Raw genomic sequence first — 21168 nt, forward strand, 5'->3', positions numbered from 1 at the left:
GGCCGAGGGGCTGCGCGAGTTCGGCGCGCGGACCGGTGCGGCCTACGCCGCGCTGGGTGCCGGGCTCGTCCTCCTCGCGCTCGGCTCGGAGCACCTGCGGCACCATCYGGCGGTGGCCGTCGGGCTCGTCGTCCTCGGTGGCGCGGAGGCGGCCTGGTCCGTCCTGGCGCTGCGCGGTCCCGCCCCCGTGGCGCGTGCCGCGCTGGCGACGCTCCTCGTGGGCGCCGTCGCGTGGCTCGTCGTCGGCACGTCGATCACCGGAGCGCTCGGCCTGTCCGACGCCGCCGCGGTGGGTCTGCAGCTGCTGGCCGGCGTGCTGCTCGCGGTGGCGGTCCGACCCTCGGAGCCCGTGCGGGGCGCCGGCCCGTTCGCCCGGGTCGCCGTGCTGGCCGTGGCGTCGCTGGTGGTCGCCACGATCACCGTCCCCGGGCTCGCGGCGACCGACGCCGGTGCGCACGCGCACATGCCCGGGATGGCCGGGATGAGCGGGCACGGCGGGCACGGCTGACGCGCGACCTGCTCTCGGTCCCGTCACAGCGGGGCGCCGAAGCAGACCAGCGGGGCGACGACGCCGGTCTCGGCCGCGTCCTCCGCCGTGGCGGTGGCGACCGCCTGCGCCACCGGGACGCCCGACCGCAGGAGCGCATGGGTCCGCGTCATGACCCGGAGCGCCGTCGCGTCGGGCAGCGGCGCGACCGCCGCCACGACACAGCCCACCCCCGTGCGCAGCAGGACGCTGGCCAGGCCCAACGCCTCGCCACCGGCCCGGATGCTCGCCCGGCCGACCTCGCAGCTGGACAGCAGCACGAGCTCCGGGGAGCCGCCGCCCGAGTCCAGCTCGTGCGCGAACAGCGGACCGTCGGCCATCCGCACCGAGGAGAACAGCGGGTTGTCGGGCTCGTGCCGGCCGTGCGCGGCGAGGTGCACGATGCCGGGGGCCCCGAGGAGCCCGATCATCCGGGACACGGTCGCCTCCTGGCCCACCACCACCTCGCCGCCGGGCCACAACCGCCCGATCTCCTCGGCCTCCGCCTCGGCGTGCCGCAGCCCCGGGCCGGCCGCCGCGATGACCCGCGACGGGATCGCGCTCGCCGACCCCGCGTAGGTCATCCAGTGGTGCACGGACGGCGCGACGACGGTCGGCCGCCCGATGCGCGACGGGAGCATCGACCACGGCAGCACCCCGAGCCAGCCGGTGGCCACGACCACGAGCTCCCCCTGTGCTCCCAAGGCCGGCACGAGCCGGGCCTCCAGCGCCGACATCCCGTGCTTCAGCGAGTTGAGCGCGACGCCCCGCAGGTCCGGGGGCACGAGCGGGTTCGCGGTCACCTCGAGGTCCGCGTGGACCCGTCGGACCAGCTCCGCGATGCTCGCCGTCTCCCCCAGGTGGTGCAGCGCCGTGTGGTCGTCGCCGACCTCGACCGCGAGGAGCTCGCCCCGGTGCTCGAGCACGTCGAGGACCACGCCGCCCGGCCGGTCCCGCAGCACCCGACGGACCTCGACCGACCGCCCGGCCCTGTCGCCGCCGGCACGACCGCTCTCGTGCCAGGACCGCGCGAGGATCTCGTGCTTCAACCGCTGCGCCTCGCGCTCGACCCTGGCCACCCGGGGATCGCCGGGCGTGTGCTGCCGCGTCCCCCGGTTCTGGTCGATCAGCTCGCGCAGCTCCTCCAGCAGCGCCGCCGAGACCGGGTCGCTGGGCGGGTTGACCCGGGGTGTCCCGCCGATCACGGACCGCACGCGCTCGGCGGCGTCCAGGACCGCCGACGGCCGGCCCGACGCCAGCGCGAGGGAAACGTCGAGGTCGGCCAACCCGGTGCCGTGCACGGCCCCCGCGGTACGCAGGTCGAGCGACCCGAACCGCGCGCGGTGGAGCCCGAGATCGCGCTGACCTGCACGGACGTAGCGACCGGCGCGCTCGCGGTCGCCCGCCGCGCGCGCGAGCATGGCCCGGATGCGCCGGCCGTGCAGGCGCACGGCGATGGGGTCGCTGCTCCGGACCGGGCCCAGCGCCTCGAGGACCACGGCCGGGTCGCGCAGCGCGCCGCGGGCGAGGTCCGACTCGATGCGGACGTACGCGGCGGCGCTCGCCCAGATGGTGCGGCCGGTGCTGAGGCACAGGCGTTCGAGCTTGCCGGCGCTGCGCGAGAGGGACGCCCAGCGCGCCCGCACGCGCGCGTCGTCGTCCGGCGCGGCGGCGCAGGCCTCCGCGTCGGCCTGGAGCGCCAGCAGCGACGACCGGATGACCMACGCGTCGTCGCCCCGCCGCCGGAACCGCTGACCGGCCGCGAGCGCGAGCTCGCGGGCCGCCACCAGGTCCCCGCGGAGCATCGCGCACTCCGCGCGGCCCAGCTCGCACTCGGCCACGTCGTGCGGCAGGTGCTGCTCGGCGAACAGCGCCGCGGCCTCGGCGAGCGTCGTGTCCGCCACCCCGACCAGGCCCGCCTCGAGCAGCACCCGGGCCCGGTCCTGGATCGCGGTCGGACGCGGCGGCCCGGGCAGGATCGCGGCCGCATCCTCCATCAGCGCGAGCGCCTCGGGCATCCGGCCGGCGACGAAGCTGAGGTAGCCGAGGTTGTGCTCGGCCTTGAACACGAGCCTGACGAAACCGGCCTGCCGCGCTCGCCGGGCGCAGTCGGCGAGGTCCCCGCGGGCGGCCGTCAGGTTCCCGCGTTCCATGTGCAGGACCCCGCGGTTCAGCAGGGAGCGGCACGCGTCCAGGGGGTCGGCCTCGTCGGACCCCGCGATCGCGATGTCCAGCTCGCGCAGCGCGTCGTCCTGCCGCCCCGCCCGCAGGGCCAGCAGGCCGCGCAGGCCCGCGACTGCCGGTCCGAGCCCAGGCCAGCCGCCGCCGACGGAGTCCTGCTCTGCGAGCATCGCGTCGAGCCGCTCCAGGATCGGGCGCGAGCCGCCGCGCGTCTCGAAGTCGCACTTCGCCAGCTCGGTGAGCGCACGCCCGCGCCAGCGCGCGACCTCCGGCGTCGACGGCATCGCGTCCAGCGCACGTAGCGCGGGCCGAAGGCGCCGGCGCGCGCGGGTCGGGCGACCCTCCGCGTTGTCGTCGGTGGCCCGCTGGACCTGCTCGATGAGGGCGCCGAGGCTCGGCGGCCCGGCCGCCGCCGGACCGCCGGGTTCGGACATCTGCGCTAGAGCTCGATCTGTGGCGTGACGATGGGCACCGTCGGGTCCGACGGTCGTCGGAGCACCAGCCGGGCCGGGCCGCGCTCGATGTCGGAGAACGAGAAGCGACCGTCCGCGTCGGAGCTGGTCGTCGTGACCTCTCCGCCCTGGTGCAGCTCGACGGAGAGCTCCCCGGCGGGCGCCGCCCAGCCGTCGACCCGTACTCGCCCCGCCTCGGCGTGCACCGAGATCATCACGGTGAGCACGTCGGTGGTGAACGTGATGGTGCCGGCCTCGATGCTGGTCTCGTCCGCACGGACGGCGAGCGCGGGCTCCCCGACCAGGTGGAGCTCCGCCAGCTCGGCGTGCATCGCCTCGATGGTCAGTGCCATCCCGATGCTCTCGACCAGGCCGGCCGGGACCGGGTCCGCCTGCTCGACCAGCGCCGCGAGGCGCTCGAGGATCTGCCGGTCGTCGATGTCCAGGCCGCCGGCGGCAACCAGGGCGAGGGTCCTCTCGTCGGCGCTCATGACATGCTCCAGGCGGGGTCGGCTGCGAGCGCGACGCGCAGCTTGGCGAGGCAGCGGCCACGCGTCGGCCCGATGCTGCCGACGGGCATGCCGAGCGATCTCGACACGACGGCGTAGTCCGGGCGGTCGACCAGAGCGACCAGCCCCAGGAGCCGACGGCACCGGTCGGGCAGCTCCGCGACGTGCTGCCACAGCACCTGGTCCCGCTCGGACCGCACGGCCACCGAGTCCGGAAGGTCGTCGGCCGGCGCGGCCAGCCAGTCGGTCACGTGCTCGTCCTGCTCGTGCCGGACCAGCTCGTCGCGGCTGCGCCGCACGGACCTCCACGCGGCGCGCTTGGCGGTGACCAGCATCCACTGCAGGGTCGCGCGCGGGTCCCGGATCGACTCGATGTCCCGCACGAGCGTCAGCCAGGTGTTCTGCACGATGTCCTGCGCCAGCTCGGGATCTGCACCCTGCGCCCGGACCGTGTGCCACAGCAACGGCGTCATCACCTGCACCAGGGCGGCGAGCGGAGCGCGATCTCCGTCGCGGTATGCCACGACCGCGCGGGCCGCCTGGTCGGCGAGCCCCTCACCCTGGCTGCGGAGCTCGGTGTCCACCGGCTCCACCAGGTCGTCACTCATCATGGACCCCTCACAGGCAGGCCTCGTCGGGCGGCCGCCCCGAACACAGTAGGGCGACCCGGACAACCCCGACAAGGACGATACGACCGCGAGCAGGTGCCCCCGGACCGCCCGCGTCGCGGACCGTCCCCCCGCGGGCACCCGCGGCGGCCCCACCGATCGGGGTCGACTCGGAGGAGCACGGGGCAGACGCCCAGATACATCTCTGCAACTCTTCGTTGGACCGGATGTATCTGACCGGTCGTCACCCGCTCCTTGCGAGCACCCGACCCGGTTGAGGAGACGCCCGACATGACAGAGCAGGACCCCACCCCCGGCACCTACACCCGTGACCAGATCCGGTCGACGAAGCGCGTCATCGAGGATGCGCTCATCGCCCGGCCCGGCGTGGTCGGGGTCGACATCGGCGAGAAGTGGTCCGACGGGGCGCCGACGGGTCGACAGGCGATCGTCGTCCACGTCGAGCACAAGCTCGCCCACGGCGACCTCTCCGACTCGGAGCGCATCCCGAGCGAGATCGACGGCATCCCCACCGACGTCGTCGAGCACCGCGTGCGCCTCCACTCGGCGCCGGCCGCCGGGGAGCCGAGCAAGCGCATCCGCCCGCTCGCCGGCGGGATCAGCCTGGGCCCGGCCACCCCCGTGACGGTCCCGATCGACGGCGTCGCCCAGCTCCGGTCCGTCAACGGCACGCTCGGCGTCCTCGTGTACGAGCGCCACACCGGCCGGACCTTCGGCCTCACCAACTGGCACGTCGCCGCCGGTGACGGGCTCGAGGACGTGGCCAGCACCTGGATCCAGCCCGCGCTCGCCGACGGCGGGAACCCGCGCACCGACCGCGTCGGCGCCCTGGTCCGCGGCACGCTCACCGACCGCATCGACGCCGCGGTCGTCGGGCTCGCGCCCGGTGCTCCCTGGCTGCCCGGGATCGTCGGCGTCGGCGCGGTCACCGGGTCCGCGCCCGCCGCCGACGGCGCGGCCGTCCGCAAGAGCGGGCGGACCACCGGCCTGACCAGCGGCACCATCACCTCCACCGACTACACGACCTCCGTCGACTTCGGCCCCGGCGTCGGGTGGAAGACCCTGCGCGACCAGATCCGGATCGAGCCCGCCGATGGCGTCGCCGCCTTCTCGAACGAGGGGGACTCCGGCTCCGCGATCGTCGACGCCGACGGGAAGGTCGTCGGGCTGCTCTGGGCCGGCGAGGACGACGGCAGCTTCTCGGTCGCCAGCCCCATCGGCGCCGTGCTCGAGACGCTCGGCGTCGACGTCCTCTCTCTCAGCGCCGCACGCGCTCTCGCCGCCCGCCGGAACGCCACCGCCCGCCGCGCCCGCGCCGCTGCGGTGCCGCCGTCGCTGTTCCCGCCGGTGCAGGCCGCGTTCGGCGGTCGGCGCGCACGTCGCCGCCCCGCGGCCGCGTCCGGGCGTCCCGGGTCCGCGAACGGCGTCCCCGGCCGGCCCGCGGCGCCGCAGCCGAGCACCGCCGGTCCGGCAGCCGCGAACGCCGCAGGACGCGGCGGGGCGAAGGCTCAGCCGTTCACGGAGCCCTTCACGGAGCCGTTCACCGAACCGTTCACCGAGCCCTTCACGGAGCCGTTCACCGAGCCGTTCACGGAGGCCTTCGGCGCCGAGCCCTTCACCGAGCCTTTCACCGAGCCGTTCACGGAACCGTTCACCGAGCCCTTCACCGAACCGTTCACGGAACCGTTCACGGAGCCGTTCACCGAGCCCTTCACCGAGGCCTTCGGCGCGGAACCGTTCACGGAGCCCTTCACCGAGCCGTTCACGGAACCGTTCACCGAGCCGTTCACGGAACCGTTCACCGAGCCGTTCACCGAACCGTTCACGGAACCGTTCACCGAGGCCTTCGGCGCCGAGCCCTTCACGGAACCGTTCACGGAGCCGTTCACGGAGCCGTTCACCGAGGCCTACGCCCGGCAGCTCGCCGCCGGGGGCGCCGCGGGTGCCCGGGCACAGGCGTACGCGGCGCTGCGACTCCGCGAGGCGTTCTGGGCCGGCTACGTCACGGCGATCGTGCGCGGCCGGGCCCGCTGACCGATCGACCACCCGCCACCGTCCACGCACGAGGGAGCCACCGACGATGTCCGTCGAAGTCGAGAGAGCAGCTGCGGGTCGTGGTGCCCGCGCGGTCGATCGGAGCCCGTCGGCCCGCGTCGTCGCACTGCGTCCGAGGATCGGGCGACACTCGGCGGCCGGGGACTCCCCGGAGGTCGCGGCGCTCGTCGTCGCACCGACCACGCCCGCGGCTCACCCGGCCCGGCACCTGCCCGGAGCAGTCGGGACGGAGCCGGACGGGCGACCGCTCGTGCGCGAGCTCGAGGACCTCGTCGGCCGGCTGCACCGGCGCGGACCGGCCGCGACGCTCCGGGGCGAGCTGACGGCGCTGCTCTCCGCGTGGGCGGCGGCGCTGGTCCGGCTGCACCGGACGCCGCTGCACGCCTCGACGCCCGACGCGACCGTGCCGTGGGTGCTCGACGAGCCGCTGCCCGACTGGCTCGACGAGCTCCCGGCGCAGGCCGGGCCGGTCTGGGCGGTTCGGGCGCACCCGGCGATCGGGCGGGCGCTGCTCGACGCGCGGTCGTCCTGGACGGCGGCACAGTGGACGCACGGGGACCCGACCGGGGACGAGGTGGCGATCACGCGGTCGCACGGCACGGTGCGCGCGGTGCTGCAGGCGGACCCGGACCACCCGTCGGCCGGGTGCGGCGACCCGCGCTGGGACGTCGCGACGGCCCTCGACTGGATCGCGATCGCGCTCGGCCCGGTCCTCGACCCGGCCTGGGACCTCGACCCGGTGGCGACCTTCCTGGCCGAGTACCGCAGCCTCGGCGGGGACGCGACGCCGACGCGCTCGATGGCGATCGCCCGGACGCTCGGCACCGCGATCGAGTGGAGCGCCCAGCTGGCCCTGGACCCCGACTCCGACGACGCCGAGCTCGAGTGGCTCTCCGGCCTGTGGACCAGGCCGCTCGAGCTGGTCGGGGCCGCACGGGCGGGAGCTGCGCGGCGCATGCGCTGACTCCGGCTCATGGGGGAACGACGAAGGCCCGGTCCGCAGGGGGGACCGGGCCTTCGTCGTGCATGCTGCCAGCGTCAGGCGGCGTCGTCCTCGGAGGCGAGGTTCCGCGTCTTGTTCTGGTCGACCAGGATGCCGGGGCCGTTCGTGGTCGAGAACGTCGCCTTGGCGATGTACCGGCCCTTCGAGGCGGACGGCTTCAGACGCAGGATCTCGTCGAGCGCAGCGGCGTAGTTCTCCACGAGGGAGACGTCGCTGAACGAGGTCTTGCCGATGATGAAGTGCAGGTTCGCGTGACGGTCCACGCGGAATTCGATCTTGCCGCCCTTGATGTCGGACACGGCCTTGGCCACGTCCATCGTCACGGTGCCGGTCTTCGGGTTCGGCATGAGACCGCGCGGGCCCAGGACCTTGCCCAGTCGACCGACCTTGCCCATGAGGTCGGGCGCGGCGACGGCGGAGTCGAAGTCGGTCCAGCCGGCCGCGACCTTGTCGATGAGCTCGTCGCCGCCGACCTCGTCGGCACCCGCGGCGCGGGCCTGCTCGGCGCGCTCGCCCGTGGCGAAGACGATGACGCGGGCGGTCTTGCCGGTGCCGTGGGGCAGGTTGACCGTGCCGCGGACCATCTGGTCGGCCTTGCGGGGGTCGACACCGAGGCGGAAGGCCACCTCGACGGTCGAGTCGTACTTGGTGGTCGACGTCGCCTGCGCGAGCCGGACGGCCTCGAGGGGCGTGTAGAGGTGCCCCTCCTCGATCTTCTCGGCCGCGTTGCGGTACGCCTTGCTGTGCTTGGCCATGCTGTTCTCCTGTCGTGGTCAGTCGGGCCGGTCAGGCCCTTCCACATTCCTCAGCGGGCCGGACTCAGCCCGCTGTTCTCGTGCTGGTCGGTCAGCCCTCGACCTTGATGCCCATCGAGCGAGCGGTGCCCGCGATGATCTTCTCGGCCGCGGCCAGGTCGTTCGCGTTGAGGTCCTCGAGCTTGGTGCTCGCGATCTCGCTGATCTGCGCCTTGGTGAGCGTGGCGACCTTGACCGTGTGCGGCGTCGGCGAGCCCTTGGCCACACCGGCGGCCTTCTTGATCAGCTCGGCGGCCGGCGGCGTCTTCGTGATGAAGGTGAACGAGCGGTCCTCGTACACCGTGATCTCCACGGGGATGACGTTGCCGCGCTGCGCCTCGGTGGCCGCGTTGTACGCCTTGCAGAACTCCATGATGTTGACGCCGTGCTGACCCAGCGCCGGACCGATCGGCGGCGCGGGGGTGGCGGCGCCGGCCTTGATCTGGAGCTTGATCAGGCCGGTGACCTTCTTCTTCGGGGGCATGCTGAACTTCCGTTTCGTGTTGTGGGCCGACGCCGTGGGCGATGACCCGGTTGCAGTACGACGTGCAGGTCGAACAGGTCAGATCTTGGCGACCTGGCTGAACGAGAGCTCGACCGGGGTCTCCCGGCCGAAGATGGAGACGAGAACCTTGAGCTTCTGGTTCTCGGCGTTGATCTCGGAGATCGTCGCCGGCAGCGTGTCGAACGGACCGTCGGTGACGGTGACCGACTCGCCGACCGTGAAGTCGACCTTGATCTGCGAGGCGGCCTTCGCGGCGCCCGCGGCCGTGGTCGGCTGCTTGGGCTCGAGCGACGGGGCGAGCATCGAGAAGACCTCGTCCAGCGTCAGCGGGACCGGCTGGTGCGTGTGGCCGACGAAGCCGGTGACGCCCGGCGTGTGCCKGACGGCGCCCCACGACTCGTCGGTCAGGTCCATGCGCACGAGGACGTAGCCGGGGATCCGAACGCGCTTGACGACCTTGCGCTGCGCGTTCTTGATCTCCACGACCTCCTCCATGGGGACCTCCACCGCGTAGATGAAGTCCTCCATGTTGAGGCTCTGGCGACGGTTCTCCAGGTTGGCCTTCACGCGGTTCTCGTACCCCGCGTAGGAGTGGATGACGTACCAGTCACCGAGCTGGCTGCGCAGCTGGGCCTTGAACGCGGCGACGGGGTCCTCGTCGACGTCGGGCTCGTCGTCGGCCTCGGCCTCGTCCTCGACGGCGTCGTCCTGCGGCTCGGCAACGTCGTCGCTCTCGTCGGCGTCGTCGACGGTGTCGTCCTCGACCGACGGGTCGACGGCGTCGACCGACGCCTCGACGGCCTCGACCGACGCGATGGCGTCCTCGAGCTCCGCCTCGGCGCCCGTCATGGGCTCCTGCGACTCCTGCGACACGTGCGAACCTGCTTTCTCCAGCGTGTGCGCCCGGCGAACCGGCGCGGTGGGTGCTCAGCCTGGTGGGGCGACTGCCTAGCTGTCGGGGCCGGGCCCCGAGCGGGCCGTCAGCCTCCGAAGACCCAGAACGTGAGCTTGCCGATGCCCAGGTCGATCACGGTGACGAAGGCCATGATCACGGCGACGAACACGAGCACGACGCTCGTGTAGGTGATCAGCTCCGACCGCGTGGGCCGGACGACCTTCTTCAGCTCAGCGATGACCTGGCGGACGAAGAGCGCGATGCGGGCGAACAGACCACCGCGCGACTCACCCTTGCGGGCGGCCTTGGGCGCGGACGGACGCGACGCCGAACCCTCGGCGTCGGACGCCGCAGCCGGTGCTGTTTCGCTCACGTCAGGTCCCTATGTCTCGTGGTGGTCAGGCTCCGTACGGAACCTGACGGACGATCGGGCCGACGCGTCGCGCCGGACCGGCCGGCGGTCCTGCTCGCCTCCTGGTCGACCGGGCGAACCCGGAGGACCAGACGCGTGCGCAGGGCAGACAGGACTCGAACCTGCAACCTGCGGTTTTGGAGACCGCTGCGCTACCAATTGCGCCACTGCCCTACGGCGGCCTGGGCCTCCACGATGATCCGTGTGCACGCGGGCGCGCACCGACGGACACCACCCGCAGGGGGTCCGCGCAGGCTCCGGAGTCTTCCGGGGCACGGCTCATCATGGCGGACGTCAACCGCCGGGGGTCCACTGTACGCGACGAGCGCCCGTGGGTCGAACCGCCCGGAGGGGACAGGGACGCGGACCGATATCGCCTCGCACGACCCCACGTGACCTCTGCCACTATGGGGGCCGTGAGCGAGCAGACCCCTCCCCGTGCCCGTGTGTCCGCCCGACTGGCCGCGATCGCCGAGTCCGCGACGCTGGCGGTCGACGCCAAGGCGAAGGCGCTCAAGGCGGCCGGCCGGCCCGTGATCGGCTTCGGCGCCGGCGAGCCCGACTTCCCGACGCCCGCGTACATCGTCGACGCGGCGATCGCTGCGGCGAAAGACCCTGCGAACCACCGGTACACGCCAGCCGCCGGGCTCCCCGCGCTGCGCGAGGCGATCGCGGCGAAGACGCTCCGGGACTCCGGCTACGACGTCAAGCCGTCGAGCGTGCTGGTGACCAACGGCGGCAAGCAGGCGGTGTACCAGTCGTTCGCGGCCGTCGTGGACCCGGGCGACGAGGTGCTCCTCCCGGCGCCGTACTGGACCACCTACCCCGAGGCGATCCGGCTGGCCGGCGGCGTCCCGGTCGAGGTGTTCGCCGGGGTCGACCAGGGCTACCTCGTCACCGTCGAGCAGCTCGAGGCCGCCCGGACGCCGCGGACCAAGGTGTTGCTGTTCTGCTCCCCGTCCAACCCGACCGGCGCCGTGTACTCCCCCGAGCAGACCGCCGAGATCGGTCGCTGGGCCCTCGAGCACGGCATCTGGGTCATCACCGACGAGATCTACGAGCACCTGACCTACGACCACGCGGTCTTCACGCCGATCCTGCGCGTGGTGCCGGAGCTCACCGACACGACGATCGTGCTCAACGGCGTCGCCAAGACGTACGCCATGACCGGCTGGCGCGTGGGCTGGATGATCGGCCCCGCCGACGTCATCACCGCCGCGACGAACCTGCAGTCGCACCTCACCTCGAACGTCGCCAACGTGTCGCAGCGGGCGGCGATCGCCGCGCTGAGCGGCGACCTGGCGGCCGTGGAGGAGATGCGGACCGCGTTCGACCGCCGGCGGCGCACCATCGTCGAGATGCTCGCGCAGATCGACGGGGTGCGGATCCCGACGCCGGAGGGCGCGTTCTACGTGTACCCGTCGGTCGAGGGCGTGCTGGGCCGGACGATCCGTGGCGTCACCCCGACGACGTCGGCGGAGCTGGCGACGCTGATCCTCGAGCAGGCCGAGGTGGCCGTGGTGCCGGGCGAGGCGTTCGGTCCCAGCGGGTACCTGCGCCTGTCGTACGCGCTGGGCGACGCGGACCTGGTCGAGGGCATCAGCCGGATCCAGTCGCTGCTGGCCGAGGCCGAGTAGCCCGGTGCCGGCCGCCGTCGAGGTCAGCGGGCTGCGCAAGGTCTACGGCGAGAAGCGGGCCGTCGACGGGCTGGACCTCACGGTCGCCACGGGCGAGGTCGTCGCGATCCTCGGCCCCAACGGTGCCGGCAAGACGACGACGGTCGAGATCCTCGAGGGCTACCGCTCGCGGGACGGCGGCGACGTGCGGGTGCTCGGCCAGGACCCGCAGACCGGGGACCGGGCCTGGCGCACGCGGCTCGGCATCGTCCTGCAGAGCAACAACGACCTCGCCGAGGCGACCGTCGGCGAGCTGGTCCGGCACTTCGCCCGGTTCTTCCCGGACCCGCGCGACCCCGAGGAGGTCATCGCCGCGGTCGGGCTGCAGGAGAAGGTCAGGACCCGCGCGCGGCAGCTGTCCGGCGGCCAGCGACGACGGCTCGACGTGGCCCTCGGCATCGTCGGCAGGCCCGACCTGCTGTTCCTCGACGAGCCGACGACCGGCTTCGACCCGCAGGCGCGCCGGTCGTTCTGGGACCTGGTCGAGGCGCTGGCCGCGGACGGCACGACGATCCTGCTGACCACGCACTACCTCGAGGAGGCTGAGCGGCTGGCCGACCGGGTGGTCGTGGTGCGCGACGGACGCGTGGTCGCCGAGGGGCCGCCCGCCGACCTCGGGGGCCGCACGGCCCGGCAGGCGGTCGTGCGCTGGACGCAGGACGGCCGGACGCGTGAGGTCCGGACCGACACGCCCGCGCGGACCGTCGTCGAGCTGGCGACCGACCTGGGCGGCGAGGTCCCCGGCCTGCAGGTGCTGCGCCCGACGCTCGAGGACGTGTACCTCGGGCTCATCGCGGACGAGGCCCGGGCGTGAGCGCGCCGACGGCCACGAGGACCGCCCTGCCGGGGGTCGTGCGCCTCGGGCTCGCCCGCACCGGCTACGAGGTCCGGACGTTCTTCCGCGAGCGCGACGCCGTCGTCTTCATCTTCGCGTACCCGATCATCATGCTCGCGATCTTCGCGACGGTGTTCGGGCAGGACGGCGCGACGGTCGGCCCGGCGCCGGGGATCCCGTTCGCGCAGTACTTCCTGCCGGGCATGCTGGCGACCGGGATCATGCTCTCCAGCTTCCAGAACCTCGCCATCACCATCGCGGTCGAGCGGGACGACGGCGGGCTCAAGCGGCTGCACGGGACGCCCCTGCCGCCGGCGGCCTACTTCCTGGGCAAGACGGGCGAGGTGCTGGTGACCTCGCTGGTCCAGACGGCGCTGCTGCTCGCGGCCGCGGCGCTGTTCTTCGACGTCCCGCTCCCGACGACCGCCGCCGCGTGGACCACGTTCGCCTGGGTGTTCCTGCTCGGGACGGCGGCGGGCACCCTCTGCGGCGTGGCCTTCTCGTCGGTCCCGCGCTCCGGGAAGTCGGCGAGCGCCGTGGTCACCCCGATCGTGCTCGTCCTGCAGTTCATCTCCGGCGTGTTCTTCGTCTACAACGACCTGCCCACGTGGATGCAGAACGTCGCGTCGGTGTTCCCGCTGAAGTGGATGGCGCAGGGCATGCGGTCGGTCTTCCTCCCGACGAGCGCCGAGTCATGGGAGGTCAGCGGCTCCTGGCAGCACGGCGCGACCGCGGTGGTCCTGCTGGTCTGGGCGGTCGCCGCGCTGCTTGTCGGCGTCCGGACGTTCCGCTGGCAGCGCCGCGACGACGGCTGAACAACCTCCGGGACGCCTGCGCGCGACGGGCGAGCGCGGACATACTGGTCGGCATGCCACGCGGTCGCGCCGACGTCCCGGGCGCCGCCACGGGGGCGATCCCGATGCACCGGCGCACCGTCGCGCACCTGACGGTCCGCGCGCGGCTGCTGACCGCGGTCGTGCTGCTGTGCACCCTCACGCTGACGATCGCCGGCGGCACGGCGTTCGCGCTGCAGGCGGCGGCGACCGACGAGCGGCTCGACAACTCGCTCTCCCGGGCCGTGGCGGCGCTCCGCACGGTGCAGGCGAGCGCAGACCCGAACACCAACCGACCGTACGAGAACGTGCTGGCGGTCCTGCACGAGGGGGTGCGCAACCGCATCCCGGGCAAGAACGAGGGTGTGGTCGCGCTGCAGAACGGGCGCGCCGTCTGGTGGGCGGCACCCGAGACGCGGGCGATCCACCTCGAGACGGATGCCGCGCTGATCGCTGTCCTCGCGCAGATTCCCGTCGACGCCCCCGCGGTCGCGCGGACCGTCTCGACCCCGGTCACGCAGTACCGGCTCATCGCCGTGCCGGTCACCGTGGACGACGACCCCCTCTCCGGAACGTTCGTGGTCGCGTTCGACCGCTCCGCGGAGATGTCGACCCTGCGCAGCACGTTCGTCTCGTACGCCGCCGTCGGCCTCGCGGCCCTCGTCCTGATCGCCGTCGTCGCGTGGTTCGTCGTCGGACGCCTGCTCCGACCGATCCGCCTGCTGCGGGACACCACCCGTCGGATCACGGAGTCGGACCTGTCCGAGCGCATCACGGTCACCGGCAAGGACGACCTGTCCAACCTCGCGCGGACCGTGAACGCCATGCTCGACCGGCTCGAGCGGGCGTTCGGGTCGCAGCGCGAGCTCCTCGACGACGTGGGCCACGAGCTGCGGACGCCGCTGACCATCGTGCGCGGCCACCTCGAGCTGGTGAACCCCGACGACCCCGACGACGTCCGCGCCACGCAGGCGCTCGCCCTGGACGAGCTGGACCGGATGCAGCGGCTGGTCGACGACCTGATGACCCTGGCCACCGCGGACCGGCCCGACTTCGTGCGGCTCGCCGCGACCGACGTGGGCCGCCTGACCGACGACGTGCACGAGAAGGCCCGCGGGCTGGGCGACCGGCGCTGGGTGGTGGCTGCACGGGCGGACGTGACGGTGCAGCTCGACGCCCAGCGCATCACGCAGGCCTGGCTGCAGCTGCTGGCCAACGCGTACCGGTACTCCTCGCCGGGCTCCACGGTCCGCCTGGGCAGCGAGGTCTCCGGTGACCGGCTGCTGCTCTGGGTGCGCGACGAGGGACTCGGSGTSCCGCCCGASGAGGCTGAGCGCATCTTCGAGCGGTTCCACCGCGGGCAGGCCGACCGCATCTCGCACGGCGCCGGTCTGGGCCTCCCSATCGTSGCCGCGATCGYMCACGCSCACCACGGGCGCGTGTTCGTGGAGCATCCACCGGCTAACGTCGGGCCCGGCGTGGTCTTCGTGCTGGACCTGCCGGCCGTCGATCTCGTGGACGGCGAACCCCGAACCGTCCCCCAGCTGGTGGAGAACCGATGACCCACATCCTCATCGCCGAGGACGAGGAGCGCATCGCTGCGTTCGTGGCCAAGGGCCTGCGCGCGTCCGGCTACGAGACGAGCGCCGTCACGTCCGGCGAGGACGCGATCGCGCGGGTGCAGGCGGGCGACGTCGACCTGCTGGTGCTCGACCTCGGCCTGGTGGACATCGACGGGTTCGAGGTCCTGCGTCGCCTGCGGGCCGACGGCTGGACCGTGCCCGTCATCGTGCTCACCGCCCGCTCGTCGGTGACGGACACCGTCACYGGGCTGGAGTCCGGGGCCGACGACTACATGGCCAAGCCGTTCCGGTTCGAGGAGCTGCTCGCCCGCGTCCGGCTGCGCCTGCGCGCGCAGACCACGTCGTCGGAGGCCTCCGTGCTGCGGCACGGCGCCCTCCAGCTCGACCTGCGCACCCGGCGGATGAAGGTCGGCGCGCAGGAGGTGGACCTCTCCGCCCGGGAGTTCGCGCTGGCCGAGACGTTCCTGCGGCACCCCGGCGACGTGCTGACCCGCGAGCGTCTGCTGTCCGAGGTGTGGGGCTACGACTTCGACCCCGGGTCCAACGTGGTCGACGTGTACGTGCGGTACCTGCGCCGCAAGGTGGGCGCGGAGCACTTCGACACGGTCCGCGGGGTCGGGTACCGGCTCATCGACGCGACCCCGGCAGGCGTGTGACGCCCCGCGATCTGGCCCTCCTGCCGAAGGCCCACCTGCACCTGCACTTCACGGGGTCCATGCGCGTCTCGACCCTGGCCGAGCTGGCCGCGACGCACGGGATCCGGCTGCCGTCGGCCCTGCTCGACGACGACGCCCTGCACGTGCCCGCCGACGAGCGCGGCTGGTTCCGGTTCCAGCGCCTGTACGACGCCGCCCGCGCGTGCGTCCGCGGCGAGGCGGACATGCGCCGGATCGTCCTCGAGGCCGCGCAGGACGACGCCTCCGAGGGCTCGGGGCGGCTCGAGATCCAGGTCGACCCGACGTCGTACGCGCCCTTCGTCGGCGGCCTGACGCCGGCGCTGGAGATCGTCCTCGACGCGGCGCGGTCGGCGTCGGCCACCACAGGCGTCGACGTCGGGGTGATCGTCGCCGCCTCCCGCATGCGCCACCCGCTCGAGGCACGCACGCTCGCCCGGCTCGCGGCGCACCACGCCGGCGACGACCCCGGGCAGGTGGTCGGCTTCGGGTTGTCCAACGACGAGCGCCGCGGCGAGACCTCGGAGTTCGCGCACGCGTTCGTGATCGCCCGGGACGCCGGGCTCGCCTCCGTGCCGCACGGCGGTGAGCTGCTCGGGCCGGCGCACGTCGAGGACGTCATCGGTCACCTGCGCCCCGACCGCCTGGGCCACGGCGTCCGGTCGGCCGAGGACCCCCGCGTGCTGGAGCGCGTGGTCGACGAGGGCGTGGCGCTCGAGGTCTGCCCGGCGTCGAACGTGTCGCTCGGCGTGTACGACCGGGCGTCCGACGTCCCGTTGCGCGCGCTGGTCGACGCCGGCGCGACCGTGGCGCTCGGCGCGGACGACCCCCTGCTGTTCCGCTCGCGGCTGGTCGACCAGTACGTCCTCGCCCGCGAGGTGCACGAGTTCTCCGACGACCAGCTGGCCGAGCTGGCGCGGTCGTCGATCCGCGCCAGCCGCGCCGGCGACGACGTGCGGGCGCGCCTGCTCGCCGGGGTGGACGACTGGCTGGCCTCTTGACATCTCCCGTCGACGGCGATTGTATCAATACACTAGTTCATTGATACAGGAGGTCGCGATGACCGGCTCGGTGTGGCTGCTGCTCGTGCTGCTTCTCGGGATCGGCGTCGCCTGGGCGCTGCGTCCGGTCCGCACCGAGGGCCCCGCCTCGCCGTCGGAGGCATGGCTCGCCGCGGACCGCCACGCGCGACGGGTGACCGCGGCCGCCTGGGTGGTCCTGGTGCCGCTCCCCGTCCTGCTCGCCATGAGCGTGACCGGTTACCTGCACGGGCCCGCGCGCGGGGCGTTCGTCGCCGCGCTCCCGGGCATCGCCGGGATCGCCTTCCTGGTGGTGCACGCCGGCGGTGAGCTGACGTGGCCCAGGCCGCAGGGCGCCGTCCGGCGCGCGCCGCTGGTCCGGCGGCGCGTCCGGGACGTCGCCCCGCGAGCGCTGTCGTGGCTCGCCGTGGTGTGGTTCCTGCTGCTCGCGGTGCTGCTGACGGTCTGTGGCCTGGCCGCCGGCACCGGCGGACGGAGCCTGTCGTACGCGCACGGCGACGGCGTGACCTCGACGTCGAGCCCGTTCCCCGGCCTGTACTACGGGCGCACGATCGCCCCCACGATGGTGGTGCTCGCTCTCGCCTGCCTCGGGGTCCTGGCACAGGTCGCGCGCCGTGCGGCCGTCTCCGACACCGCGCCCGCCGACGACGCACGCCTGCGACGCACGTCCGCGCGTCGGGTCCTGGCCGGCGTGCAGCTGGTGGTCGCCTGGACGCTGGCCGGGTGCCTCTTCTTCGCCGCGAGCTGCGTGGCGAGCGTGCAGCCGCGATGGGCCGACGCCTTCGGACCCGGCAGCGCGGTGGCCGGCGGAGCGGTCGGCCGGTTCGTCTCGCTCGCCATCGTCATCGTCAGCACGGTGGTGGCGGTCCGGGGCTCCCGGGCCGAGCGTCGCGCCCCCGCGCCGCAGCGTGCCGAGTCCTACGCGCAGCAGCCGCAGGTCTCCGCATGACCGCGCAGCTCGAGGTCGACCTGACCTCCGGCGTCCCGGCGTTCGAGCAGATCCGCGCCCAGGTCGTCGCGCACGTGGCCGCGGGGCGGCTCGTCGCGGGCGACCGGCTCCCCACCATCCGCGCGCTGGCGACCGACCTCGGCCTCGCCGCGGGCACGGTTGCCCGCGCGTTCCGGGAGCTCGAGGCGGAGGGGGTCGTCGAGACCCGACGCCGGGCCGGAACCGTGATCGCCGAGGGCGCGTCGGTGCCCACCGACATCGCGCGGCGCGCGGCCGAGACCTACGTCGCCGCGGTCCGGGCGGCGGGGCTGAGCAACGACGAGGCGCTCGTGCTGGTGCACGGCGCCCTGCTCGGGCGTCAGAGCGTGACGCCCACCAGCACGGGCTCGGGCTCCAGCTCCACGCCGAACGACGACCGGACGCCGTCGCGCACCTGACGGGCGAGCGCGAGCAGGTCCTCGGCCTTCGCTCCCCCGCGGTTGGTCAGGGCGAGCGCGTGCTTGGTCGAGAGGGTGGCCGGGCCGGGGGCGCCGAACCCGCGCGAGAAGCCGGACCGCTCGATGAGCCATGCGGCGCTCGACTTCACGCGGCCGTCGACCGCCGGGAAGCGCGGAGCGTCGGCGGGCAGTGCGGCCGCGGCGTCGGCGGACAGGATCGGGTTGGTGAAGAACGAGCCCGCGCTCCACGTGTCGTGGTCGGCCGGGTCGAGGACCATGCCCTTGCGGGCGCGCAGCGCGAGCACCGTGTCCCGGACCTCCGCGAGGGGCGCCCGCTGGCCGACCTCGATCCCCAGCGTGCGGGCGAGCTCGGCGTAGGCGATCGGGCGCGACAGGTCGCCGGGGCGCAGCTGGAACGTCACGTCGAGCACGACGTAGCGGGGCGTCGGTGACCACGGGGCGCGCGGGTCGTCGCTGTCCGCCGAGCGCATGGACCGCTTGAGCAGCGAGGTGCGGTACCCGAAGGCGAGCGTGACCAGCGGCAGCGTGCGGACCTTGCCCCGGCTCCGGTCCCAGACCCGGACGGTCGCGATGCTCTGCGACACCTCCTGGCCGTAGGCGCCGACGTTCTGCACCGGGGTCGCGCCCGTGGAGCCGGGGATTCCGGAGAGGCTCTCGATACCGGTGAGCTCCTGCTCGACCGCGTACCGCACGACGTCGTCCCACGGGGTGCCGGCCGGGACAGTCAGCGTGGCGCCGGCGCACGCGGAGGCGTCGGGGACCTCGATCCCGCTGCGCACGTCGCGCACGACGACCCCGTCGAACCCGGCGTCGGCCACCAGGAGGTTGGAGCCTCCCCCGACCACCAGCAGCGGCTCGCCCTCGGTGTCGGCGGACCGGACGGCGTCGATGAGCTCGGCCTCCGTCGTCGTCTCGACGTACCGGCGCGGGGCCCCGCCGACCCGGAGGGTGGTGAGGTCCGCGAGGGTGGAGGCCACGGCGGTCGAGGCGGGCCAGACGATGGTCGGGGGGACGGTCGCCGGCGAGCAGTCAGCCGTGCTCAGCTCAGTCTGCACACGCTCAGGCTAGCCGCGGTTCTTCAGCGGGGCCGCGGCGTTCACCACGAGCAGACCCAGCACGACCGGCACGATGATGACGAGCAGGGCGTGGCGGTAGCCGACCTGCTGGGCCAGCAGGCCGAGCAGCGGCGGGCCGGCCAGGAACGCGCTGTAGCCGATGGTCGACACGACGCTGACGCGTGCGGCGGCCCGGATCGGGTCGTCCGCGGCGGCGCTCATGCCCACCGGGAAGCCCAGCGCGGCGCCCGCGCCCCACGCGACGATGCCCACGATCGCGAGGCCCAGGTGCCCGGCGAGGCCGAAGACCAGCAGGCCCACGATCGACAGGGCGGCGCACAGCCGCAGGATCGTCACGCGCCCGTACCGGTCGAGCAGGGTGGTCCCGAACCACCGCATCGCGGTCATCGCGCTGACGAAGATCGCGAAGGCGAACGCGCCGATCGCGTGCGGGACGTCGAAGCCGTCGACGACCGACAGGCTCACCCAGTCGTTGGCGGCGCCCTCGGTCAGCGCGGCCGCCAGCACGACGAGGCCGATGAGCAGCGTCCGCGGCTCGAGCCAGGCGGCCAGGGCCCCGCGGGCACCCTTCCCGGTCTCGGCCGACGCGTGCCGCACCTCGGGCTCGTCGGCCAGCGGCAGGAACCGGCGCACCGCGAAGGCGACGCCGATCACGGAGAGGACCACGACGACCGGCACGTGCACGACGACCGGGACGTGCAGCCAGGCCGCGACGGCGGCGACCCCGGCGGCGGCGACCGTGCCGAACGAGAACCCCGCGTGGTAACGCGGCATGATCGTCCGCCCCAGCAGCTGCTCGACGGCGGCACCCTCCACGTTCATCGACGCGTCCCACACGCCCGTGCCGACGCCGAACAGCACGAGCCCGAAGCCGACGACGACGACCTCGCCGAGCGCGACGCCGACGGACGCGACGACCAGGCCGGTGGCGTTGAGGATCGCGAACGCCAGCACCGTGCGACGGGCGCCCRGCCGCTCGATGACCATGCCCGACAGCGGCAGCGCGACCAGGGAGCCGACGGCGCCGACCAGGAGCAGCAGGCCCATCTGCGCCGGGTCGAAGCCCAGCCCGTCGCGGATGGCCGGCAGGCGTGCGGCCCACGTCGCGAAGTTGAAGCCGTTGAGGAAGAACACGGCGAACACGGCGAGCGAGGCACCCTCCACGGCCTTGGCCACGGGCGCGCTCGACCGGGTCAGCTCGTCGTCGTGTCCCGCTGGCGTCGTCATCGGCCCTCCGGTGCTCATGATGTCGTCCGATCTGGGTCAGGTCACGCGCACGAGGCGGCGGCGGGTACGGCGGCGGCGGTCGGCCGCCAGGTGGTCGGCGTGCCGGACGGCGATCGCACCGAGCGGGTCCGGGTCGACATCCGCAAGGTGGACGAACGGCTCGTCGCCCTCGGGGCGGGCGGGCGCCTCCGAGATCGACGCCGTCTCGGGAGCCACGCGCCCGGCCAGCACGACGCTGGCCACCATCGCGACCGCGATGAACACCAGGGCGTGCCGGGCGCCGGTCGAGGCGGCCGCGATGCCGAGCAGCGGCGGCGCCGCGATCGAGGCCACCGAGGCGAACGACGAGACGACGGCGACCCGGCCGGCGGCGCGCATCGGGTCGTCGGACGCCGCTGCGATGCCGACGGGGACGGCCAGCGCGGCGCCGAAGCCCCACAGCACGATGCCGACGCCGGCGAGCACCAGCGAGGGCGCGAAGCCGAACAGGAGCAGGCCGACGATCGACACCAGCCCCGACACGCGCAGCACCGGCACGCGGCCGAACCGGTCGATCAGCCGGGTGCCCAGCAGCCGGACCAGGGTCATCGCGCCGACGAAGACGCCGAGCATCGCGCCGCCGACCGCCTCGGGCTGGGCGAAGCCGTCGACCACCGCGAGGGACAGCCAGTCGTTGGCGGACCCCTCGGACAGGGCCGCGGCCATGATGACGACGCCGATCAGCAGGGTGCGGGGCTCGCGCCAGGAGTCCAGGGCGGTCGCGATGCGACGACCGCGGCCGGCCGTGGCCACGCCCGGCGCCGGGAGCACGGACCGCGGCCGGTCGCCGGGCGCGTCGGCCAGCACGACCCCGCCC

The 21168-nt window shown here is 73.9% G+C and carries 21 protein-coding genes and 1 tRNA gene; 11 read left to right on the forward strand and 11 right to left on the reverse strand.

Annotated features, from left to right (window positions below; genetic code table 11):
• A partial coding sequence (locus tag ACXJKG_RS09030; RefSeq protein ID WP_456845428.1) for a hypothetical protein occupies positions 1-508 on the forward strand: 508 nt, incomplete at its 5' end.
• Between the two features lie 23 nt (positions 509-531).
• On the opposite strand, the gene ACXJKG_RS09035 is transcribed toward ACXJKG_RS09030, so the two are convergent.
• Genes ACXJKG_RS09035 through ACXJKG_RS09045 form a run of 3 tightly spaced genes read right to left on the reverse strand, consistent with a single transcriptional unit; the run spans position 532 to position 4276 of the window.
• Entirely contained in the window at positions 532-3141 is a 2610-nt protein-coding gene (locus tag ACXJKG_RS09035; protein WP_456845429.1) for a CHAT domain-containing protein, read from the reverse strand.
• 5 nt (positions 3142-3146) lie between these two features.
• Positions 3147-3650: a carboxypeptidase regulatory-like domain-containing protein gene (locus tag ACXJKG_RS09040; protein ID WP_456845430.1), complete on the reverse strand. Its 504-nt coding sequence runs from the start codon at positions 3648-3650 to the stop codon at positions 3147-3149.
• Positions 3647-4276: an RNA polymerase sigma factor gene (locus ACXJKG_RS09045; RefSeq protein ID WP_456845431.1), complete on the reverse strand. Its 630-nt coding sequence runs from the start codon at positions 4274-4276 to the stop codon at positions 3647-3649. The genes ACXJKG_RS09040 and ACXJKG_RS09045 overlap by 4 nt, the downstream gene beginning before the upstream one ends.
• Positions 4277-4567: 291 nt before the next feature.
• Here ACXJKG_RS09045 and ACXJKG_RS09050 point away from each other — a divergent pair, with 291 nt between their 5' ends.
• Both ACXJKG_RS09050 and ACXJKG_RS09055 read left to right on the forward strand, forming a co-directional pair.
• Complete coding sequence (locus tag ACXJKG_RS09050; RefSeq protein ID WP_456845432.1) at positions 4568-6331, forward strand: peptidase S32; 1764 nt, start codon at positions 4568-4570, stop codon at positions 6329-6331.
• 46 nt (positions 6332-6377) lie between these two features.
• Positions 6378-7316: a hypothetical protein gene (locus ACXJKG_RS09055; RefSeq protein ID WP_456845433.1), complete on the forward strand. Its 939-nt coding sequence runs from the start codon at positions 6378-6380 to the stop codon at positions 7314-7316.
• Positions 7317-7390: 74 nt separating this feature from the next.
• Here ACXJKG_RS09055 and rplA read toward each other — a convergent pair whose 3' ends face one another.
• The 5 genes from rplA to ACXJKG_RS09080 form a co-directional block, all read right to left on the reverse strand.
• Positions 7391-8110, reverse strand: coding sequence for a 50S ribosomal protein L1 (gene rplA, locus ACXJKG_RS09060; protein ID WP_456845434.1), 720 nt, complete (start codon positions 8108-8110; stop codon positions 7391-7393).
• A 91-nt stretch (positions 8111-8201) separates the two neighbouring features.
• On the reverse strand, positions 8202-8633 hold the full coding sequence (rplK, locus tag ACXJKG_RS09065; RefSeq protein WP_055912123.1) for a 50S ribosomal protein L11: 432 nt from the start codon (positions 8631-8633) through the stop codon (positions 8202-8204).
• A gap of 78 nt (positions 8634-8711) precedes the next feature.
• A complete protein-coding gene (gene nusG / locus ACXJKG_RS09070; protein WP_456845435.1) occupies positions 8712-9527 on the reverse strand; it encodes a transcription termination/antitermination protein NusG in 816 nt (271 codons plus the stop codon).
• Between the two features lie 107 nt (positions 9528-9634).
• Positions 9635-9922 (reverse strand): preprotein translocase subunit SecE, encoded by a 288-nt coding sequence (gene secE, locus ACXJKG_RS09075; RefSeq protein WP_456845436.1) that lies wholly within the window; start codon positions 9920-9922, stop codon positions 9635-9637.
• 140 nt (positions 9923-10062) lie between these two features.
• Positions 10063-10135, reverse strand: a tRNA-Trp gene (locus ACXJKG_RS09080).
• A gap of 233 nt (positions 10136-10368) precedes the next feature.
• Between ACXJKG_RS09080 and ACXJKG_RS09085 the strand changes: the two genes are divergently transcribed.
• From ACXJKG_RS09085 to ACXJKG_RS09120, 8 genes are read left to right on the forward strand one after another with little or no spacing between them, the layout of a single operon-like run.
• Positions 10369-11598, forward strand: a complete 1230-nt coding sequence (locus ACXJKG_RS09085; RefSeq protein WP_456845446.1) for a pyridoxal phosphate-dependent aminotransferase — start codon at positions 10369-10371, stop codon at positions 11596-11598.
• Positions 11599-11602: 4 nt separating this feature from the next.
• Positions 11603-12451, forward strand: a complete 849-nt coding sequence (locus ACXJKG_RS09090; RefSeq protein ID WP_456845437.1) for an ABC transporter ATP-binding protein — start codon at positions 11603-11605, stop codon at positions 12449-12451.
• Positions 12448-13287 (forward strand): ABC transporter permease, encoded by an 840-nt coding sequence (locus tag ACXJKG_RS09095; RefSeq protein WP_456845438.1) that lies wholly within the window; start codon positions 12448-12450, stop codon positions 13285-13287. The genes ACXJKG_RS09090 and ACXJKG_RS09095 overlap by 4 nt, the downstream gene beginning before the upstream one ends.
• 53 nt (positions 13288-13340) lie before the next feature.
• Positions 13341-14867, forward strand: a complete 1527-nt coding sequence (locus ACXJKG_RS09100) for a sensor histidine kinase (protein ID WP_456845439.1) — start codon at positions 13341-13343, stop codon at positions 14865-14867.
• Positions 14864-15544: a response regulator transcription factor gene (locus tag ACXJKG_RS09105; protein ID WP_456845440.1), complete on the forward strand. Its 681-nt coding sequence runs from the start codon at positions 14864-14866 to the stop codon at positions 15542-15544. The genes ACXJKG_RS09100 and ACXJKG_RS09105 overlap by 4 nt, the downstream gene beginning before the upstream one ends.
• On the forward strand, positions 15541-16563 hold the full coding sequence (locus ACXJKG_RS09110; protein ID WP_456845441.1) for an adenosine deaminase: 1023 nt from the start codon (positions 15541-15543) through the stop codon (positions 16561-16563). Before ACXJKG_RS09105 ends, ACXJKG_RS09110 begins: the two co-directional genes overlap by 4 nt.
• Before the next feature lie 58 nt (positions 16564-16621).
• Positions 16622-17551: a hypothetical protein gene (locus ACXJKG_RS09115; protein ID WP_456845442.1), complete on the forward strand. Its 930-nt coding sequence runs from the start codon at positions 16622-16624 to the stop codon at positions 17549-17551.
• Positions 17548-17988, forward strand: coding sequence for a GntR family transcriptional regulator (locus tag ACXJKG_RS09120; RefSeq protein WP_456845443.1), 441 nt, complete (start codon positions 17548-17550; stop codon positions 17986-17988). The genes ACXJKG_RS09115 and ACXJKG_RS09120 overlap by 4 nt, the downstream gene beginning before the upstream one ends.
• Here the strand turns inward: ACXJKG_RS09120 and ACXJKG_RS09125 are convergent.
• From ACXJKG_RS09125 to ACXJKG_RS09135, 3 genes are all read right to left on the reverse strand, one after another.
• Entirely contained in the window at positions 17910-19010 is a 1101-nt protein-coding gene (locus ACXJKG_RS09125) for a UDP-N-acetylmuramate dehydrogenase (RefSeq protein WP_456845447.1), read from the reverse strand. The two genes, ACXJKG_RS09120 and ACXJKG_RS09125, sit on opposite strands and share 79 nt — an antisense overlap.
• A gap of 63 nt (positions 19011-19073) precedes the next feature.
• The gene (locus ACXJKG_RS09130) at positions 19074-20312 is read right to left on the reverse strand and encodes an MFS transporter (RefSeq protein ID WP_456845444.1); all 1239 of its coding nucleotides are present in this window, start codon (positions 20310-20312) and stop codon (positions 19074-19076) included.
• 36 nt (positions 20313-20348) lie between these two features.
• Positions 20349-21168, reverse strand: an 820-nt coding sequence (locus ACXJKG_RS09135) for an MFS transporter (protein WP_456845445.1), incomplete at its 5' end; no start/stop codon positions are given.

The sequence above is a fragment of the Cellulomonas sp. P5_C6 genome, assembly GCF_054049635.1.

Coding starts and splice junctions, on each gene's coding strand:
- rplA (WP_456845434.1), bottom strand. CDS start 8,110: ATGGCCAAGCACAGCAAGGCGTACCGCAACGCGGCCGAGAAGATCGAG.
- ACXJKG_RS09045 (WP_456845431.1), bottom strand. CDS start 4,276: ATGAGTGACGACCTGGTGGAGCCGGTGGACACCGAGCTCCGCAGCCAG.
- ACXJKG_RS09085 (WP_456845446.1), top strand. CDS start 10,369: ATGGGGGCCGTGAGCGAGCAGACCCCTCCCCGTGCCCGTGTGTCCGCC.
- ACXJKG_RS09050 (WP_456845432.1), top strand. CDS start 4,568: ATGACAGAGCAGGACCCCACCCCCGGCACCTACACCCGTGACCAGATC.
- rplK (WP_055912123.1), bottom strand. CDS start 8,633: ATGCCCCCGAAGAAGAAGGTCACCGGCCTGATCAAGCTCCAGATCAAG.
- ACXJKG_RS09115 (WP_456845442.1), top strand. CDS start 16,622: ATGACCGGCTCGGTGTGGCTGCTGCTCGTGCTGCTTCTCGGGATCGGC.
- ACXJKG_RS09040 (WP_456845430.1), bottom strand. CDS start 3,650: ATGAGCGCCGACGAGAGGACCCTCGCCCTGGTTGCCGCCGGCGGCCTG.
- ACXJKG_RS09120 (WP_456845443.1), top strand. CDS start 17,548: ATGACCGCGCAGCTCGAGGTCGACCTGACCTCCGGCGTCCCGGCGTTC.
- ACXJKG_RS09055 (WP_456845433.1), top strand. CDS start 6,378: ATGTCCGTCGAAGTCGAGAGAGCAGCTGCGGGTCGTGGTGCCCGCGCG.